At 73.3% G+C, this 19,253-nt stretch carries 15 protein-coding genes; 11 read left to right on the top strand and 4 right to left on the bottom strand.

Annotation, left to right across the window (positions count from 1 at the left end; all coding sequences use genetic code 11):
* Positions 1-129: 129 nt before the first annotated feature.
* The 3 genes from ACFWVC_RS36670 to ACFWVC_RS36660 form a co-directional block, all read right to left on the bottom strand.
* On the bottom strand, positions 130-300 hold the full coding sequence (locus ACFWVC_RS36670; protein ID WP_384297989.1) for a hydrophobic protein: 171 nt from the start codon (positions 298-300) through the stop codon (positions 130-132).
* Between the two features lie 379 nt (positions 301-679).
* Entirely contained in the window at positions 680-2,281 is a 1,602-nt protein-coding gene (locus ACFWVC_RS36665; RefSeq protein ID WP_384297997.1) for a glycerol-3-phosphate dehydrogenase/oxidase, read from the bottom strand.
* A 5-nt stretch (positions 2,282-2,286) separates the two neighbouring features.
* Positions 2,287-2,889, bottom strand: a complete 603-nt coding sequence (locus tag ACFWVC_RS36660; RefSeq protein ID WP_384297986.1) for a TetR/AcrR family transcriptional regulator — start codon at positions 2,887-2,889, stop codon at positions 2,287-2,289.
* 77 nt (positions 2,890-2,966) lie between these two features.
* Here ACFWVC_RS36660 and ACFWVC_RS36655 point away from each other — a divergent pair, with 77 nt between their 5' ends.
* The 9 genes from ACFWVC_RS36655 (at position 2,967) to ACFWVC_RS36615 (ending at position 13,578) form a co-directional block, all read left to right on the top strand.
* A complete protein-coding gene (locus ACFWVC_RS36655) occupies positions 2,967-4,562 on the top strand; it encodes an FAD-binding oxidoreductase (protein ID WP_384297995.1) in 1,596 nt (531 codons plus the stop codon).
* A 29-nt stretch (positions 4,563-4,591) separates the two neighbouring features.
* Positions 4,592-5,473 (top strand): YegS/Rv2252/BmrU family lipid kinase, encoded by an 882-nt coding sequence (locus ACFWVC_RS36650; RefSeq protein ID WP_384297983.1) that lies wholly within the window; start codon positions 4,592-4,594, stop codon positions 5,471-5,473.
* Positions 5,474-5,612: 139 nt separating this feature from the next.
* Complete coding sequence (locus tag ACFWVC_RS36645; protein WP_384297979.1) at positions 5,613-6,134, top strand: AAA family ATPase; 522 nt, start codon at positions 5,613-5,615, stop codon at positions 6,132-6,134.
* Between the two features lie 213 nt (positions 6,135-6,347).
* Positions 6,348-7,595, top strand: coding sequence for a hypothetical protein (locus ACFWVC_RS36640; protein WP_384297992.1), 1,248 nt, complete (start codon positions 6,348-6,350; stop codon positions 7,593-7,595).
* A gap of 52 nt (positions 7,596-7,647) precedes the next feature.
* Complete coding sequence (locus ACFWVC_RS36635) at positions 7,648-8,133, top strand: RNA polymerase sigma factor (RefSeq protein ID WP_384297976.1); 486 nt, start codon at positions 7,648-7,650, stop codon at positions 8,131-8,133.
* Positions 8,117-8,941, top strand: coding sequence for a DUF4232 domain-containing protein (locus ACFWVC_RS36630; RefSeq protein WP_384297973.1), 825 nt, complete (start codon positions 8,117-8,119; stop codon positions 8,939-8,941). The genes ACFWVC_RS36635 and ACFWVC_RS36630 overlap by 17 nt, the downstream gene beginning before the upstream one ends.
* A 401-nt stretch (positions 8,942-9,342) precedes the next feature.
* Positions 9,343-10,824: an aldehyde dehydrogenase family protein gene (locus ACFWVC_RS36625; RefSeq protein WP_384297970.1), complete on the top strand. Its 1,482-nt coding sequence runs from the start codon at positions 9,343-9,345 to the stop codon at positions 10,822-10,824.
* 86 nt (positions 10,825-10,910) lie between these two features.
* Complete coding sequence (locus ACFWVC_RS36620) at positions 10,911-12,434, top strand: GMC family oxidoreductase (RefSeq protein WP_384297967.1); 1,524 nt, start codon at positions 10,911-10,913, stop codon at positions 12,432-12,434.
* 172 nt (positions 12,435-12,606) lie between these two features.
* Positions 12,607-13,578 (top strand): aldo/keto reductase, encoded by a 972-nt coding sequence (locus ACFWVC_RS36615; RefSeq protein ID WP_384297964.1) that lies wholly within the window; start codon positions 12,607-12,609, stop codon positions 13,576-13,578.
* Positions 13,579-13,623: 45 nt separating this feature from the next.
* Here the strand turns inward: ACFWVC_RS36615 and ACFWVC_RS36610 are convergent, their stop codons facing one another.
* Entirely contained in the window at positions 13,624-14,856 is a 1,233-nt protein-coding gene (locus ACFWVC_RS36610) for a SpoIIE family protein phosphatase (RefSeq protein ID WP_384297962.1), read from the bottom strand.
* 585 nt (positions 14,857-15,441) lie between these two features.
* On the opposite strand from ACFWVC_RS36610, the gene ACFWVC_RS36605 reads away from it, so the two are divergent.
* On the top strand, positions 15,442-17,208 hold the full coding sequence (locus tag ACFWVC_RS36605) for a hypothetical protein (RefSeq protein WP_384297959.1): 1,767 nt from the start codon (positions 15,442-15,444) through the stop codon (positions 17,206-17,208).
* Positions 17,209-17,234: 26 nt separating this feature from the next.
* Positions 17,235-19,208, top strand: a complete 1,974-nt coding sequence (locus tag ACFWVC_RS36600; protein ID WP_384297955.1) for a phosphocholine-specific phospholipase C — start codon at positions 17,235-17,237, stop codon at positions 19,206-19,208.
* Positions 19,209-19,253 lie beyond the last annotated feature (45 nt).

Raw genomic sequence — 19,253 nt, 5'->3', positions numbered from 1 at the left:
AACTTTCTAACAACCCACCCCCCTTCATACCTTTTGGGGGGGGGGGGGGGTGTGTTTTTTTTTCTACCCCCCCGGGGGGGGGGCCCGGCCCCCCCCCCCCCCCCCGTCCGCAAGGGGGTCAGAGAGAGGTCACCACCGGTACCAGCGCGACCTGCCGCCACCCGAGGACGTGCCCCGCATGACGAATCCGAGCAGCCAGAGCACCAGGACGATGATGGCGACCCACCAGAGGGCCTTGAGGGCGAATCCGGCCCCGAACAGGATGACGGCCAGAAGCAGAACCAGCAAAAGGGGAACCACGTGAGCCTCCATGAACGAATTCGTGAATGGTGCATACGGAATTCGGCGCGCAGTCGGGTGCGGGCCGGAGAGGAGAGCCGGCACCCGACTGCGCCGCTCACCGCAATTTCCGGGTGCCCCGGATGCGGGACCCCAAACACCCGCAGTTCCCGGCGGTTTACGGTGGCCCGCCCGGGGAGGCCCAGCCGCCGCCCTTTTCGGCCTCTCGCCTTTCCGGCGGTGCCGGACGCGCCCCGACGCGGAATTCCCTGATCGGGATGGGGAATTCACCGGGCGCGGGAGCGCGGGCCGCGGTGCACGCTGGGCGAGTTCTCTTCGCGGCGCTCAAGGGCCCTGGCGGAAGCCGGACTTCGTGCGGTTCGGGGAGGCGCCGGTGACGTCAGCCCCGCACAGCGCGGGCCAGTGCCTCCTCCGCCGCCTTGACGGCCTCTTCGCGGTCCGCCGGGACCAGGCCGATGCGGCTGCGCCGGTCGAGGAGGTCGGCGGCGTCGAGCGCACCCTCGTGGTGCACCGCCCAGACGAGTTCGGCCCGGGTCACGGGATGCCCCGGCACGACGGACTCGCGCAGCGCCGGTTCCGCGGCGCCGAGGGCGTGGACCGCCGGGGCCTCGGTGCCGTACCGCCGCACCAGGCGGCGCGGCGCCGCGAGACCGGTCAACTCCGCGGCGGGGGCCGCGCCGACCAGCGGCAGCGTCGTCGTACGGGACGGCCCGGCGGTGAGGCCGCGGGCGGACACCGCCGCGTCGACCGCGTCCTGCGCCATCCGCCGGTACGTGGTCAGCTTGCCGCCGACCACGGTCACGACACCGTCGCCCGAGGTCAGGACCGCGTGCTTGCGGGAGATGTCGGAGGTGTGCCCGGCGCCGTCCGCGGAGGTGTCCAGGAGCGGCCGCAGTCCCGCGAAGGCGCCGACGACGTCCTCGCGCCCCACGCTGGTGTCCAGCGCGCTGCCGAGCACGTCCAGCAGGAAGCCGATGTCGGTCTCGGGGACCTCCGGCACGTCGGGGATGTCGCCGTCGACCGGCTCGTCGGTCAGACCGACGTAGACGCGGCCGTCGCCCTGCGGCAGTACGAGCACAAAGCGGTTGGACTCGCCGGGAATCGGGATGTGCAGGCCCGCGGGGAGCTCGCCCAGCGGCTCCGCGCGCAGGACGAGGTGGGTGCCGCGCGAGGGACGCAGGCGGATGCCGTCGACCAGCCCGCCGGCCCACACGCCGGCGGCGTTGATCACGGCGCGGGCGCGGATCTCGGTCTCCTCGCCGGTCAGTTCGTCGCGTATCAGGGCCCCGGAGCCGGTCAGCGCGACCACGCGGACCCGGGTCAGGACCCGTGCGCCGTGCGCGGCGGCGGTGCGGGCGATCGCCGTCACCAGGCGGGCGTCGTCGGTGAGTTGGCCGTCCCAGGACAGCAGTCCGCCGCGCAGGCCGGACGGGCGCAGCGCGGGGGCGAAGTGCCGGGTCTCCACGGCGGAGAGCCGGCGCGGGGCCGGCAGCGTGGCGCGGGAGGTGCGGGCGGCCAGCCGCAGCGCGTCGCCGGCCCGGAAGCCGGTCCAGGCGAGGGCCGCCTGGCCGCGCGAGACCAGCGGGGTGAGCGGGAGCACGAAGGGCTGCGCGCGGACGAGGTGGGGGGCGGTGCGCTCCATCAGCACACCGCGCTCGACGGCGCTCTCGTGGGCGACGTCCAACTGGCCGGAGGCGAGGTAGCGCAGGCCGCCGTGGATCAGCTTGGAGCTCCAGCGGGAGGTGCCGAAGGCCAGGTCGTGGGCGTCGACGGCGGCGACCGACAGGCCGCGCGAGGCCGCGTCGAGCGCCGCCCCCGCGCCGGTGGCGCCGAGGCCCACGACAAGGACGTCCACGACCGCGCCGTCCGCGAGTTCGGCCAGTTCGCGGACGCGGCGGGCCGCGGACAGCGACGAGGCGGAGGAAGCGGAGGAAGCGGAAGAAGCGGAGGAAGCGGAGGCGGACGAAGCCGGGCTGCTCATGGGGCTCATGGCGTCAGGGTCCTTTCCAGCATGAACCGCAGCTCCTCCAGGAACGCGGCCGAGTTCAGGTCGGGGTCGTCCTCGTCGGTCATGGTGCGCAGCGAGAGGGCGAACGACTGCACGAGCAGCAGCACCGATCGCGCCTGCCGGGCAGGTTGTGCGTCGCGTACGGAACCTTCGGCGTGGCCCTCCGTCAGGGCGCCGGTGATCAGTTGCAGCAGCGCGTCCTGGCTGGCGCCGCGGCGGTCGAGCACATAGGGGAGCAGCAGTTCGGGGTCGACGTCGACGATCTTGACGAAGAGCGGGTGCGCCCGGAACGAGCGGACGCCGTCCACCAGCCCGTCGACCAGTTGCGTGCGGATGTCCAGGTCCCCGCCACTCCGGGGCATCGCCTCCATCGCGACGCTCACCCACTCACGGGTCATCAGGTCCCCGACCAGGGTGCGCACATCGGGCCAGCGCCGGTAGAGCGTCATGCGCGAGACGCCCGCGCGGCGGGCCACGTCGGTGAGGGTCGTGCGGCGGACGCCGACGGCCAGGACGCAGTCGCGGACGGCGTCGAGCACCGGATCCGCCGCCGTCCGAGTGTTGTGACGAATAGGCGCCATGTGTCACAGTGTAACGCCCGTGAGGGCCGCAGGAGATGGCCCCCCGCCCCCCGACCCCGACCGGTGAGGACGACGACGTGGACATGTTGTGGAGCGGCTGGGGTGACCCGGCCAAGGCGGCCCCGCTGCCCGACTCCGTGATCGGACTGCTGCGCGATCTCCTCGGGGTCAAGCCCCGCGAAGCCGCCCCGGCAGACCTGGCCGGCATCGAGGTCCCGGAGAGCCCGCTCGGCGACGAGGCCCGCGACGCGCTCGCCGACGCCGTGGGCGGCCCCTCGTACGTCCGTACCGACGCCGAGAGCCGGATCCGGCACCAGCGTGGCAAGTCCACCCCCGACCTGCTGCGCATCCGGGCCGGCGACGTGGCCGACGTCCCGGCCGCCGTCGTGCTGCCCGCCGGCCACGACGAGGTGCTGGCCGTGCTGGCCGTGTGCGCCGAACACGACCTGGCCGTCGTGCCGTTCGGCGGCGGCACCTCGGTCGTCGGAGGTCTGGCCCCGCAGGGCGGCCGCCCCTTCGTCGCCCTCGACCTGCGCCGCATGGACCGCATGCTGTCCCTGGACCCCGTGTCGCGGACCGCGATCCTCCAGCCCGGCCTGCGCGCCCCCGAGGCCGAGGCGCTGCTCGCCGAACAGGGCTTCACCCTGGGCCACTTCCCCCAGTCCTACGAGTGGGCCACCATCGGCGGGTTCGCCGCCGCCCGCTCCAGCGGCCAGGCGTCCGCCGGTTACGGCCGCTTCGACGAGATGGTCCTCGGCCTGACCGTCGCCACCCCGCGGGGCACCCTCGACGCCGGACGCGCGCCGCGTTCCGCCGCCGGCCCGGACCTGCGCCAACTCGTCCTCGGCTCCGAGGGCGCGCTCGGCGTCATCACCTCCGTCACCGTGCGGATCCGCCCGGTCCCGCAGGTGACGGTCTACGAGGGCTGGCGCTTCGCCGGCTTCGCCGAGGGCGCGGCCGCCCTGCGCAGGCTCGCCCAGGACGGCCCCCGCCCGACGGTGCTGCGGCTGTCCGACGAGACGGAGACGATGATCGGCCTGGCCCAGCCCGACGCCATCGGCGCCTCCGGCGGCCCCTCGGCGGCCGGTTGCGTCGCGATCACCGGCTACGAGGGCACCGAGGAGGACACCGCCTACCGCCGCGCGCGGGCCGCGGCCGTACTGCGCGACTGCGGCGGCGAGTACCTCGGCGAGGAGCCCGGGCAACGCTGGGCCCACGGCCGCTACTCCGCGCCCTACCTGCGGGACGCCCTTCTCGACGCGGGCGCCTTCGCCGAGACCCTGGAGACCGCGACGTTCTGGTCGCGCCTGCCGGAGCTCTACGACTCCGTGCGCCAGGCCCTCACCGACACCCTCGCGGGCGCCGGCACGCCGCCCCTGGTCATGTGCCACATCTCGCACGTGTACGAGAACGGTGCCTCGCTCTACTTCACGGTCGTCTCGGCGCAGGGCGAGGACCCCGTCGCCCATTGGGCGCCCGCCAAGACCGCCGCGAACGAGGCGATCATCGCCGCCGGCGGCACCATCAGCCACCACCACGGCGTGGGCGCCGACCACCGCGACTGGTACGTGCGTGAGGCCGGCCCGCTGGGCATCGCCGCGCTGCGGGCCGTGAAGGACGTGCTCGACCCGGCCGGGCTGCTGAACCCCGGCATCCTCCTCCCCACCCGCTGAGCCCCATCCCCCGTCCCGGAGGCACGCGCATGCGACAGTTCACCGCCGTCGTCAATCCCACCGCCGGGGGGTCCACGGGGGCCGCCGCCCTCCTTCCGCTCGCCCGGCTGCTGCGCGAGGCCGGCGCGGGGCTGGAGACGGAGTACAGCACCAGCCTGGCGCACGCACAGGAACTCGCCCGCCGCGCGGGCGAGCAGGGGCGCGTCGTGCTCGCCGTCGGCGGGGACGGCATCGTGGGCGGCATCGGCGGCGCGCTCAGCGGCACGGACACCGTCCTCGGCCTCGTGCCCGCGGGCCGCGGCAACGACTTCGCCCGCGCCCTCGGCCTTCCCTCGGGACCGGACGACCTCGCCCGGGTCCTGCTCCACGGGGATCCACGTCCGGTCGACACCATCGAGATCGACTCCGCGGTCCACCACCGCACGGTGGTGCTGGGCAGTGTCTACGCGGGCGTCGACGCCGTCGCCAACCGCCACGCCAACGCCTCCCGGCTGCTGAGCGGCGCCGCCTCGTACTACGCGGGCGGACTGCGCGCGGTCGCCGGCTGGCGCGCGGCCGCCTATCGGGTCACCGTCGACGGGGTGCTGCACGAGCGCCGCGGCTACACGGTCGTGGCCGCCAACTCCGGCTACTACGGCTCCGGTCGCGCGATCGCGCCCGGCGCCCGCGTGGACGACGGGCTGCTCGACGTCGTCATGATCCACGACGCGCCGCGCCGGCTCTTCTTCGCCCTGATGAACGAACTCAAGACCGGCGCCCATGTGGACCGGCCCGAGGTCGAGATCGTGCGCGGGAAGGAGATCCGCATCGAGGCCGACCGCGCCGTCCCCTACGGGGCGGACGGCGAGGTCGACGCGGTCCTCCCGGTCACCGCGCGGATCCGGCCGGGGGCGCTCAAGGTGCTGTGCTGAGTCCGAGGCCGCCGCGCCGCGGGGAAACGATGCTCCCTCCCGGGGTCCCGGCTTCAACGAGACGGCCGCCGGCGACGCGCGACGGTGCGGACGCCGGGCCACTGACCGGCGGCGTCGGCACCGCGGATAACCTGCGCGGATGAGACGCATCCTGGTCGCCGGCATCAGCGGGGCGGGCAAGACCACCATGGCCCGTGCCCTTGCCGCGCGCCTGGGCCTGCCGTTCCACGAGATGGACGCCCTGAAGTTCACCGGCCCCGGCTGGGCCGCCGACCCCGCGTTCCGCGACCGGGTGGCGGAGATCGCCGCCGGCCCGGGGTGGGTCTTCGACTCCTTCGGCTACCCGGAGGTCCGGGACCTGGTGTGGACGCACGCCGACACGGTCGTCTGGCTCGACTACCCCAGGTCGGTCGTCATGCCGCGGATCCTGCGCCGGTCGCTGCGGAGGACCGCGCTGCGCGAGCGGATCTTCGGCGGGAACGTGGAGACGGTGTCCTCCTGGTTCCGTGCCGACCACCCCGCGTGGTGGGCCTGGTCCCAGCACGCCGCCCGGCGCGCCGAGATCGAGCGGCGCTCCCTCGACCGGCGCTTCGCACCGTTGCACGTCATACGGCTGCGCACCCCGCGGTCGGCCCGGGAGTGGCTGCGAGCGCTGCGGTGAAGGGGCCCGGCAGCACTCGGCGGGGGCGAAGGCCGGCCCGGTGTGCTCTGTTGCCGTTCTGTCACAACCAAGTGCCTGCCATCGGTCTCTATAGGGGTGTCGTCGCAGAGGAGCGACGGCTCCGGGTGATCGGCCGCCAACAGTGAGTGAGCAAAAATGAGCGCGTCACGTCCTTCGCACGCGGAACCGTCCCGGCTGCCCCGCAGGTTGTTCATGGGACTGGGCGCCGGCGGCCTGTTGTCGGCCGGTGGCTACGCGCTGTACCGCGGCGTGGGCGGCGAGGCCTTCGCGCGCGGCAACCCGACCCCGTCCCCCTCGGCGTCTCCCTCGGCGTCCGCCACCCCGACGCGTTCGGCGCCGCCGCACGTCGAGCCGCCCAGCGTCGAGCACCCGCGGCTGATAGGCGACGGCTCGACCGCGCTGACCGGTGCCCAGCCGCGGCAGCCGGCCGTGCGAAGGCTGGAGAAGGGGGAGCGGCCGCCGCAGTTCGTCGTGATCTCCTGGGACGGGGCCGGGGAACTGGACAACGGCCTCTTCGCCCGCTTCCGGAAGGTCGCCGAGGAGGCGAACGCGACCATGACGTTCTTCCTCTCGGGGCTGTATCTGCTGCCCGAGTCCAAGAAGCACCTGTACGACCCGCCCCGCAACCCGGTGGGCGCCTCCGACATCGGTTACCTGACGGATGCTCACATACGTTTGACACTGGAGCAGCTGAGGTCTGCGTGGCTCGAGGGCCACGAGATAGGCACCCACTTCAACGGCCACTTCTGCGGCGGCTACGGCTCGGTGAAGCGCTGGTCGCCCGCGGAGTGGCGCAGCGAGATAGAGCAGGCCACGCGCTTCGTCCAGGAGTGGAAGACCAACACCGGCTTCGACGACATGGACCCGCTGCCCTTCGACTACACCAAGGAACTCGTCGGCGGCCGTACGCCCTGCCTGATGGGCCAGTTCAACCTGCTGTCCACCGCCGCCGCCCTCGGATGGCGCTACGACGCCAGCTCGCCCGGCGGGCTCCAGGTCTGGCCGCGCCGCAAGCTCGGCATCTGGGACTTCCCGCTGCAGTCCCTGCCGTTCCCCGGGCACAGCTTCGAAGTCCTGTCCATGGACTACAACATGCTCGCCAACCAGTCCGGGGTCACCCAGGGCGACCCGGCGCGCCGTCCCGAGTGGCGCGACCAGGCCCGCGGCTCCTACCTGGCCGGCTTCGAGCGCGCGTACACCACCAACCGCGCCCCGCTCTTCATCGGCAACCACTTCGAGCAGTGGAACGGCGGCATCTACATGGACGCCGTCGAGGAGGTGATCGGCGAGATGTCCCAGAAGGAGGATGTCCGCATGGTGTCGTTCCGCCAGTTCTGCGACTGGCTGGAGGCACAGCACCCCTCGGTGGTGCGCAACCTGCAGCGCCTGAACGTGGGGGAGCAGCCCGTCGGCGGCTGGAAGGGGGTCGTCACCGTCTGACGGAGGGTGTCGGCGCGGCAAGGGGGAGCGAGACAGGAATGGCGGGTTCGGTGTGAGCAGCGCAGCGGAGGCGGAGGAGTTCTTCGAATCCTTCTATCCGCGCCTGGCGGGCTGGTGCCGCAGGCTCGTGGACAGCGACGCCATCGCGCACGAGATCGCGTCCGAGTCGTTCACGCGACTGTGGTCGCGCTGGGCGACGGTCCGGGAACCCGCCCCGTACCTCTTCTCCATCGCGGCGAACCTCGTGAAGGAGCACTGGCGCCGGCAGGAGCGGGAGAAGGCCGCCGTAAGGCAGTTGGAGATCGTGACGGCGGACCACGCCCCGGCCGCCGACCACGGCACCGACATCCGCGCCCTGGTGGAGGCCCTGCCCAGGCGGCTGCGCGTCCCGGTCCTGCTGCACTACTACGCCGACCTGTCCGTGAACGACATCGCGGAGGTCCTGCACCGCCGTCCCGGCACGATCAAGAGCGATCTCCACGCAGCCCGGCAGCACCTGCGGGCCTCTCTCAGGGGGCTTCATGAAACGACCGTCTGACCCGGGTGACCTCCCCGAGCCCGGCGAGGGGGGCGCCGAGGACGCGCCGAGCGAGATCGCCGAGGTGTTCCGGCACCCCGTGACGCTCCTGGCCCCGCCGCCCGGTGCCTTCGCCGCCGTCCGCCGCCGGGCCCGGTCCGCGCGGCGGCGCCGGGCGGCCGTCCTCGGCGCCGTGGTGACCGGCTGTGTGGCGGCCGCGGTGTTCCTGGTGCCGGTGCCGGGCGGCGGTGGCGCATCGAGCGTGCGGCCCGCCGCGCCGCCGGTGAGCGTCCTGCCCTCCGAGGGCGGTGACCGGGCGACCCCCGCACCCGTGCCGTCCGGGACGGCGCGGCCACCCGCGGCCCGGCCCTCGGCCTCTTCCACCCCGGTGTCCCAGATCACCGCCTGCCGTTCCGCACAGCTCAAGATCGCCTTCGGTGACTCCGAGGGCGCCGCCGGCTCGGTGGAGCGCGCGCTGGTCTTCGTCAACACCGGCCCGCGTCCCTGCACTTTGTACGGCTTCCCGGGTGTCTCCCTGGTGGGTGGGGCCACGGGACGGCAGATCGGCAGCCCGGCCGAGCGCACGGGGACCGCCGGCGAGCCCGTCCTGCTGCGGCAGGGCGGCTCCGCCGAGGCCGGACTGCGTATGGCGCAGGTCGCGAACTACGACGCGAAGACGTGCGCTCCGCAGAAGGCGCGAGGTCTGCGCGTCTACCCGCCCGACGAGCGCGACGCGCTCTTCCTGCCGGACGACACGCTGCTGGGCTGCGCCGCGACGGGTGTCATCACGCTCTCCGTCACCGCCGTGCACAGCCCCACGGCACCCTGAGGCCACGGCGGCGGCCGCGCCCCGCCCCGCTGCGGGCCGGGTTTCATCCGGCCTGCCGGTTCGACGCGCTGACCCTTTCGCACCCTTTGGTCGGCCCTGTTATCACTTGTTGCATATATGTGTTATCGGCGCTACGCTCCCTGGTGTCGGGCCGGAACACCACCCATCCGGCACCAGGACGACAACCGGCTCGGCTGCCACATCACCGCGGGCGCCCCGGGCGTCGACGACACCGCCGACCGATGCGGGCTCTTGCCGCTCGTCCCCCAGCCGCCGCGTACGCGTGCAGACCCGCGTGCGGCGGGCACGCCCGGCACCGCCGGACGCCGTGACCCGCGTGATGCCCGGCGCGCGATGTGCGATGCGCGATGCGCGACGCCCCCGAGGCAGGAGAACCACCCATGACTGTCACCAGTGAGAAGGCCGTCCAGGATCTGCTGATCGACGGCACATGGCGGAAGGCCGCCAACGCACACACCTACACGGCACACGACCCGTTCACCGGCGAGGTCGCCTCCCGGGCCGCGGCGGCCGTTCCCGCGGACGTCGTGCGCGCTGCCGACGCCGCCGAGCGTGCCTTTCCCCCGTGGGCCGCGTCGCCGCCCGCGGAGCGCCGCCGCGTCCTGTGGACGGCGGCCGGGAACATCGAGGCGCGGGCGGAGGAGATCTCCGCGGCGATCACCACCGAGATGGGCGGGCCCGCCGCCTGGGGCCACTACAACACCACCGCCCTCGCCGAGAAGTTCCGCCACGCGGCGAGCGCCGTCCACGAGGGCCTCACCGGCGAGCTCATCCCTTCCGAAGTGCCGGGCCGTACCTCGTTCGCGGTCCGCAGGCCGGTCGGCGTGGTCGCGTGCCTCATCCCGTGGAACGCCCCGGCGCTGCTCGTCGGCAACTCGGTCCCCTACGCGCTGGCCGTGGGCGACACGGTGGTGATGAAGGCCGCCGAGCAGACCCCGCGCACGCACGGCCTGGTCGCGGAATGCCTCATCGAGGCCGGGCTGCCCGACGGCGTGTACAACCTCGTCACCAACGCGCCCGAGGACGCCCCCGAAGTCGTGGCCGCGCTGATCGCTCATCAGGCGGTCCGGCGGGTGCATTTCACCGGTTCCACCCGGGTGGGCCGGATCATCGCCCAGCAGGCCGCCGCGCACATGAAGCGGGCGATCCTCGAACTCGGCGGCAAGGCACCGCTGCTGGTCCTCGCCGACGCCGATCTGGGCCAGGCGGTCAGCGCCGCCGCCTTCGGCGCGTTCGCCAACTCCGGCCAGGGCTGCGTGTCCACCGAGCGGATCATCGTCGACCGCACCGTCGCCGAAGCGTTCGCCCTGCGCCTGGCCGCCCTCGCCGCCAACGTCACCTGCGGTGACCCCCGCGATCCGCACACCGCGCTGGGCCCCGTCGTCGGACCGGCCGCGATCACGCGGCTGTCCGGCCTGGTACAGGACGCCGTCGTGGCCGGCGCACGGCTGCTGGCCGGGGGAACGGCCGAGGGCCCGTGCTTCACGCCCACGGTGCTGGCCGACGTCACTCCCGCCATGCGCGTCTACCGCGAGGAATCCTTCGGCCCCGTGGCCGCCGTCGTCGCCGCCGACGGACCCGAGGAAGCCCTGCGCATGGCCAACGACAGCGACTACGGGCTCAGTTCGGCCATCTTCACCCGGAACATCCCGCTCGCCCTCGACCTCGCCAGGCGCATCGACGCCGGCATGTGCCACATCAACGGCACCACCCTCGACGACGAGCCCCAGATCCCCTTCGGCGGCGTCAAGAACAGCGGCTACGGCAGATCCGGCGGACACGCGGGCCTGGAAGAGTTCACCGAACTCCAGTGGATCACCATCGAGGGCCCCGAGCCGCCGCGCTACCCCATCTCCGAATGACCGCGCCGAGGGAGACGGCACACCGCGCACCGGGACAACGGGGGGGCACCAAGCACCGCAACCTATCGACGATTTCGGGTTCAGCCATGGAAACGATGACCGACAGCTACGACTACGTCGTCGTCGGCGCCGGGACGGCCGGCAGCGTGATCGCCGCACGGCTGTCCGAGCGCGACGGCGCACGCGTCCTCCTGCTGGAAGCGGGCACGGCCGAGACCTCGACCGCCATGACCACGCCTCCCGCCTGGCCGGCACTGCTGCGGACACCGGCGAACTGGGGGGACGTCACCGTCCCGCAGCGGGCCACCGGCACCACCGTCCCCATCGCGCGCGGGCGCGCGGTCGGCGGAGGGTCGGCCATCAACGCGATGAACTTCGTGCGCGGCCACCGCTCCAGTTACGACGCCTGGGCGAAGGCCGGCCTGGCGGACTGGGGATTCGACGCCCTGCTGCCCTACTTCAAGCGCAGCGAGAACACCACCGGGCGGGATCCCGCACTGCGCGGGGTCGGCGGCCCCCTGACCGTGGGACACGCCGATCCTCCGCACCCGGTCGTGGCGTCCCTGCTGGACGCGGCGGCCGAGACCGGCCACCCGCGCGCGGCCGACATCAGCGGCGGGGCGGAGGAGGGGTTCGGCTGGTCCGACCTGAACATCGTCGACGGCAGGCGGCAGAGCGCGGCCGACGCCTACCTGGCTCCCGCTCTGCACCGTCCCCGGCTGACCGTCGTGACCGGGGCCCTCGTGCACCGGCTGCGCTTCGGCGGCGGGCGCTGCACCGCGGTGGAGTACAGCACCGGCGCCGGCACCTTCTCGGCCGGCTGCTCGGGCGAGGTGGTCCTCACCGCGGGCTCCATCGGGTCGGCGCACCTGCTGATGCTGTCCGGCGTCGGTCCCGGGGGACACCTGCGCCGCGCGGGTGTCGACGTCCTGGTGGACCTGCCGGGCGTCGGGGCCAACCTGCACGACCACCCGATCGCCAACGTCGTCTACCGGGCCGCGCGTCCGGTTCCGGCGGGGGCGAACAACCACGGCGAGGCGTGCGGCCTGGTGCACAGCGAGCCCGGGCTCGACGGCCCCGACCTCCAGGTGCTCTTCATCGACGCCCCGGGTCACATACCGGCCGCCGACGTGCCCGAAACGGGCCACGGCTACACCATCGCGGTCGCCCCGATGCTGCCCCGCAGCCGGGGGAGCGTCCGTCTCGCGAGCGCGGATCCCGGCGTCCCGCCACGCGTGGACCCGGACTACTTCGGCGATGACCGCGACCTCGCCACCGTGGTCCGGGGCCTGCGCATGGCGCGGGAGATCGGTCGGGCGCACGCGATGGACCCATGGCGCGGGTGCGAGGCCCAGCCGGGGCCGGAGGCGACGGACGACGCCGCCTTGGGGGAGTACGTGCGCAGGACCCTGGCCCCGTACCACCACCCCGTCGGCACCTGCCGCATCGGCGACGACGCCCTGTCCGTCGTCGACACCGAACTGCGCGTGCACGATGTCGAGGGCCTGCGGATCGCCGACGGCTCCGTCATTCCTTCGATCCCCTCGGCCAACACCAACGCCACCGTCTACGCCATCGCCGAACGGGCCGCCGAGATGCTGCGGGCCTGACGGCCGCCGCGTGCGAAGCGGGTCCCTTCAGTGACTTTCGCCACCGAGGGGACCCGCTTCACCCATGCGGGCGGGGCGGGGGGCATGATCGGAGGTGCCGTGCCCGTCCCGAGGGCGGGTGCGGGCAGCCCGGCGTGCCCGGAACACCCCATCCGCGGAGGTAGGCAGGAACGTGCAGTACACCAAACTCGGCTCCACCGGCCTCGACGTCTCGCGCATCTGCCTCGGCTGCATGAGCTACGGCGTGCCGGAGCGCGGCAACCACCCCTGGACGCTCGACGAGGACGCCGCGCGCCCGTTGATCCGTGCGGCCATCGAAGCGGGCGTCACCTTCTTCGACACCGCCAACGTCTACTCCGACGGCACGAGCGAGGAGATCGTGGGGCGGGTGCTGGCCGAGCACGCGAACCGCGACGAGATCGTCCTGGCCACCAAGGTGCACGGCCGTATGCGCCCCGGTCCCAACGGCGCGGGCCTGTCGCGCAAGGCGATCCACACCGAGATCGACGCGAGCCTGCGCCGCCTCGGCACCGACTACGTGGACCTCTACATCACGCACCGCTGGGACTACGACACCCCGGTCGAGGAGACCATGGAGGCCCTCCACGACGTGGTCAAGGCGGGCAAGGCCCGCTACATCGGGGCGTCGTCCATGTACGCCTGGCAGTTCGCCAAGGCCCAGCACACCGCGGAGCGGGGCGGCTGGACCAAGTACATCAGCATGCAGAACCACTACAACCTCCTCTACCGCGAGGAGGAGCGCGAGATGCTGCCGCTCTGCGCCGACCAGGGCGTCGGGGTCACCCCGTGGAGCCCGCTCGCCCGCGGCCGGCTCACCCGCGACTGGGACGCCGGCAGCGCGCGTCAGGAGACCGACGAGTTCGGGCAGACCCTGTACTCCGAGCAGGACAGCGTCATCGTCGACGCGGTGGCGGCCATCGCCGCCCGGCGCGGTGTGTCGCGCGCCCAGGTCGCCCTGGCCTGGCTGCTGCGGCAGCCGGGGGTGACCGCCCCCATCGTGGGCGTCGGCAAGGAGCAGCACCTGCTCGACGCCGTGGCCTCCCTCGACCTTCAGTTGGACGAGGCGGAGCTGAAGGCACTGGAGGAGCCGTACCGGCCGCACTCCGTCGTCGGCTTCAGCTGACGGAACCGACGGAACTGACGGCCCGTCATTCGGTCACCGCCCAGCTCACAGGCGGACGACGACCAGTGCCGTGTCGTCGGTGACCCCGCCGGGCGGCAGCAGCTCACCGAGCACCGCGTCGGCGAGCCGCTCCGGCCCGGCGCCGCGGTGCCGGGCGAGGACATCGGCGAGCCGGGCGAGACCGGCGTCGATGTCCTCGCCGCGCCGCTCGACCAGGCCGTCGGTGTAGAGCACGAGGGTGTCGTCCTCGCCGAACGGGACGACGGCCTGCGGCCCGGCCACATGCTCCGGGCGGGCGCCCAGCGGCGGATCGGTGGCCTGGTCGAGGAACTCCACGGTGCCGTCGGCGCGCAGGAGCGCCGGCGGCGGATGCCCGGCACTGCTGTACGTGACGGTCCGTTCCTCCCAGTCCACGAAGGTGTTCACCGCCGTCGTCGACTCGGCCCCGGGCACCGAGCGGGCGTACAGCCCCAGCACCTCCAGGGCGCCGGCCGGGCCCTCCGCGACCCGCGATGCCGCGCTCAGCGCGCTGCGCAACTGCCCCATGACGCAGGCCGCGGGCAGGCCGTGCCCCACGACATCGCCGACCGAGACGCCGATCCGGTCGCCCTCGCCGGGCAGGTCCACCAGGTCGTACCAGTCGCCGCACACGTTCAGCGCGCCCGTCGCCGGCCGGTAGCGCACCGCCACCCGGTGCTGCCGCAGCGGCTGCGGGGCCGGCAGCATCGCGGCCTGGAGCGCGAGCGCCACCTCCCGCTCACGGGCGTGGGCGCGCCGCAGCCGCTCGTTGACCTCCTGCAACTCGCGGGCCCTGCTGTACAGCTCGGCCTCCAGCACCCTGGCGCGGCCGCCTTCGGGACCGCCCCGGGCGCGGATGAGCTCGGTGACCTCCTCCACGCGGTGCGCCACCAGCACCACGCGCCCTTCCTCCCCGAGCACCGGCGTGTTGACGGTGCTCCAGTACCGCTCGTTCCACTGCCCGGGGCGCTCGGGGTCCTCGACGTCGTACCGCTGGAGCGCCATCGCGTCCCGTTCGCCCGTCGTCGCCACGCGCCGCAGCGACGCCCCCAGGTTGCGCATCCCGGAGGCCTTGGCCTGGCCGGGATTGTCGGGGAACACGTCGAAGAGGAAGTGCCCGATCACCTCCCCGGGCGTCCGGCCCGACAGCGCGAGGTAGTCCTCGTTGGCATCGACGAACATCAGCTGGGGCGTCAGGAGCGCCACCGCACTGGGCAGCCTCCGGAAGACCGCCGCGTAGTCGATTCCCGGTTGTGTCACGTTCCGACCGCCTCGGTGCCGACGTCGTCCTGAGCCTGGTGATCATACGAACGGCGCCGGCGTCGGCCGGTGATCCGCGGGCGCGTGCCCGGCGAGTCCACACGGGCGGGCGTGCCGCCGGCCGCGCCCCGGGTCCGCGGCGTCCGGCGCGGCTCGCCGCGCCACCACGCCACTCCTCGCCATGCGCGGAAGATCAGGAAGCCGAAGCGGACGGCACGGCCCCGCAGCATGGGCGGACGCGCCCGTGCGGAGCGGGCCCTTCTGCGCACAGTTCGCCATCCGCCCCCTGGCCCGTCGCACGACCGGGCATCGCATCGCGGTCGCCGGCGCGCCGCCGTTCTCCACACCCCCGGCGGGCCCCACCTCCGGCCCGACAGCCGCCGTTGGCCTGGCGTTTCACCGCCGCCCGCGCTCGCCGGGGCTCGCGCGGGGCGAAGCGAGAATTCCGTTTGCCGCCCGGCCCGCGGCAATCCCTCGTTCACCGGGACGTCGCCACGAGACGGCTTGCTGGAGCGAAGTTATATAGACAACTTTGCTCACCCGGGTCCCGCCGCGGCGGTCCCCGGGCGGAGAGGACCCAACACCGTGCCACCTCTCACTCGTGACGCTGCGTCCGGGAGCACCATCGCGCTCAGCTCCACGACGCCCCCGCAGCGGGGCGACAAGCTGACCTTCACCTGGACGACTGACTCCCCCGACCCGAAGAACTGGATCGGCGTGTACGACGGCGACCGCAAGCCGGGCAGCGGCGGCGGCTCCCTGGTGTGGACGTACGTCCCCGGTACCTCCGGCAAGACGACGCTCGACACGTCCGGCCTCAGCGGCGGCCCGTACACCATCTACCTCCTGGCGAAGGACGGCTACGGCATCCTCGCCCAGAGCGCGCCGTTCAGCTTCGCCGGAGCGCCCACCGGCGACTCGCTCACGCTCAAGACCCAGACCCCCTTCGAGGGCGACCAGGTCGTCTTCCACTGGACGACCAGCGCGCCCGACGCCACGAACTGGGTCGGCGTCTACGACGGCAACCGCCAGCCCGGCGTGGGCTCGTCGCTGGCGTGGGAGTACACGCCGGCCGCCTCCGGCGACATCACCATCAACACCTCCGGCCTGACCGGCGGTCCGTACACCGGCTACCTGCTGGCCAAGGACGGCTACGGCATCCTCGCCAAGACCTCGCCGTTCAGCTTCGTCCCCCGTCCCGTGATCCCGCGCCCGCACGCGGTGGTGGACGCCCTCACGACCGCCCCGCAGCTCGAGGGCAGCGAGTTCACCGTGCCGCTGGCGGGCCTGTGGGTGCGGCCCGAGGGCAACCCCGCGGGCAGCGCGACGTTCAAGAGCGCCGGCGGCGACTCCTGGCTGTCGGTGGCCGCGGACGGCACCGTCAGCGGCAAGGCGCCGGCCAACACCCCGAAGAACCCGGGGCGTCTGGTCGTCTCCGTCACCGACAGCGCGGCGGGCACCGACACGATCACCGTCCAGGTGCCGGTCCGCGACGACCGGGACCGCATCCCGCTCAAGGTCGCCTCGCTGAACCTCTGGGACGGCGGCACCCACATCGACGGCTTCGCGGAGAAGCTGCTGAGCCTGGTGCTCACCCAGGGCCTCGACGTCGTCGCCCTCCAGGAGTCCGGCGGCACCGCGGCCGGCGACCTGGCCCGCGCGCTCGGCTGGGAGGTCCACCAGGCCGGCGGTCTCGGCATCGTGAGCCGTTTCCCGCTCGGTGACGTCGTCGCCCCCACCGCGGACCTGCCGGCCGCCGCCGCCACCGTGCGGCCGCCCGGCGGCCCGTCGGTGCGGCTGTGGACGGCGCAGCTGGACGAGGCGGACTACGGGCCGTACGCGCTGCTCGCGGGCAGCAGTGCGGCGCAGGTCGAGGCGGCGGAGGAGGGGACGCTCCGCTACCGGCAGGCGGTGGCCCTGGTCGCCGCGATGCGGGCGGACATCGCCTCCCGCGGCCCGGTCGTCCTGGCCGCGGGTCTCGCCTCGCCCTCGCACCTGGACTGGACGAGCAAGACCGCCGACCAGCACGGGGGAGTGGGCCGCCTTCGCTGGCCCGTCACCGGGACCCTGGAGCAGGCCGGCCTCGTCGACGCCTTCCGCGCCGTCCACACCGACCCGGTCGCGGCGCCCGGCACCACCTGGTCCCCCGTCAGGCCGCAGCGTGACGGCGGCAGCGGCGCCGAGCCGCAGGACCGCGTCGACCAGGTCCAGTACGCGGGGCCGCTGCGCGTCGTCGAGGCGCACAGCCTCGTCACCGGCTGGCCGAAGCCCGTGCCCGGCACGGCCGCCAACGGCTGGCCGTCCGACCACGCCGCCGCCGTCGTCACCTTCTCGCTGTCCGCCCGCGGCTGACCCGAACGAACCGAAGGACCACCCCCATGACCCAGTTCAGCCGCCGCGCCTTCATCGGCACCGCCGCCGCCGGGGCTGCCGCCGCAGCCGTCGGACTGCCCGGTACGGCCGAGGCCGCGAGCCACGACGACCGGGACGGCAGCATCGCCGACGTCAAGCACGTCGTCATCCTGATGCAGGAGAACCGCAGCTTCGACCACTACTTCGGGACCCTCAACGGCGTGCGGGGCTTCGGCGACCGCCAGGCCGTCGTGTTGCCGAGCGGCGACTCCGTGTTCCGCCAGCCCGACCGCAGCCGCTCCGAGGGCTACCTGCTGCCCTTCCGGATGGACACCACCAAGTACAACGCCCAGAACGCGGGCGGTCTCCCGCACGACTGGGACACCGGCCACTCCGCCGTCAACAACGGCTCCATGGACAAGTGGGTCTCCGCCAAGGGCGAGCGGACCATGGGCTACTTCAACCGCGAGGACATCCCCTACCAGTACGCCCTCGCCGACGCCTTCACCCTCTGCGACGGCTACTTCTGCTCCCTGAACGGCCCCACCGACCCCAACCGCCTCTACCTGTGGACCGGCACCGCCGGCCCCGGCGTCGACGGCACCACGGGCCCGTGGACCGACAACACCCCGGTCACCGACAACCCGGTGGCCGACTGGACGACCTACGCCGAGCGCCTGGAAGAGGCCGGCGTCAGCTGGCGCGTCTACCACAACCCGGACGGCTCGGACGACCGCTACGGCGACTACGACGACAACGCGCTGTCGTACTTCAAGCAGTTCCACGCGTTCCCCAAGGACGACCCGCGCTACATCAACGCCATGACGAAGTTCGACCCCACGGCGTTCGACAAGCACTGCAAGGACGGCACCCTGCCCACCGTTTCCTGGCTGGTGGCGCCCTACCTGTTCAGTGAGCACCCGTCGGCCGGCCCCGACTACGGCGCCCACTGGGTCAACACCGCGCTCCAGTCGCTGTTCTCCAACCCCGAGGTCTGGAAGCACACCGTCTTCCTGGTCATGTACGACGAGAACGACGGCTACTTCGACCACGTCATCCCGCCCTTCCCGGAGGCCGGCACCAAGGACGAGTTCGCGAACGGCAAGCCCATCGGCCTGGGCAGCCGGGTGCCGCTGTGGGTCGTGTCGCCCTGGTCGCGCGGCGGCTGGGTCAACTCCCAGGTCTTCGACCACACGTCGGTGGTGCGCTTCCTGGAGCGCGTGACCGGTGTGCAGGAGCCCAACATCTCCGACTGGCGGCGCACCATCTGCGGCGACCTCACCAGCGCCTTCGACTTCACCAAGCCCGACTACAGCATCCCGGTCCTGCCGGACACGGTCGCGCTGATGGCGAAGGCGGACGCCGGCAACTCCCTGCCGGGCGTCAAGATCCCCACCGCGCAGTCGATGCCGGCGCAGGAGGAGGGCGAGCGCCCGCACCGCCCGCTGCCGTACCTGCCGTGGGCCGACGTGACGGTCGACCGGGCCACCGGCAAGGTCACCTGCACGCTGACCAACGACGGCACCGTGGGCTACCACTTCACCGTGCTGCCCAACATCGCCCTGCCGCGCGTGGGCACCCCGTTCACGGTGCAGCCGCACTCGTCGCGCACCTATGTGTGGGACGCGGCGGCGACCGACGGCCGCTACGACTTCTCCGTGCACGGCGCCGACGGCTTCGTCCGGCGCTTCGCAGGGACCGTCGTCCGCGACGGCCAGGACGACGTGGCCGCGCCGCTCGTCGGGGCGACGCTGCGCCGCGCCGACGACCCGGGGCACACCACGGTCGAGCTGGAGCTGCGCAACGACGGCGGCTCCGATGTGGCCTTCACCGTGACGCCGAACGACTTCTCCGGTGAGGAGGAGGTCGTCTGGGTCCGGGCAGGTCACAACGACACCGTGAAGTGGCGCACCGACGAGGGCCGGTACGACGTGACCGTCACGGCGGGCACCGGCACCCGCTTCGTCCAGCGGTACGCGGGCACCGTCCACGCCGTGTGACGTAGGTCCGCGGGCGGGGCCGGACCGGGGCGGTCGCCCCCGGGC

This window comes from Streptomyces sp. NPDC058691 (assembly GCF_042714775.1).
Taxonomy (GTDB): domain Bacteria; phylum Actinomycetota; class Actinomycetes; order Streptomycetales; family Streptomycetaceae; genus Actinacidiphila.
This window is presented reverse-complemented; position numbering and strand designations above follow the sequence as displayed.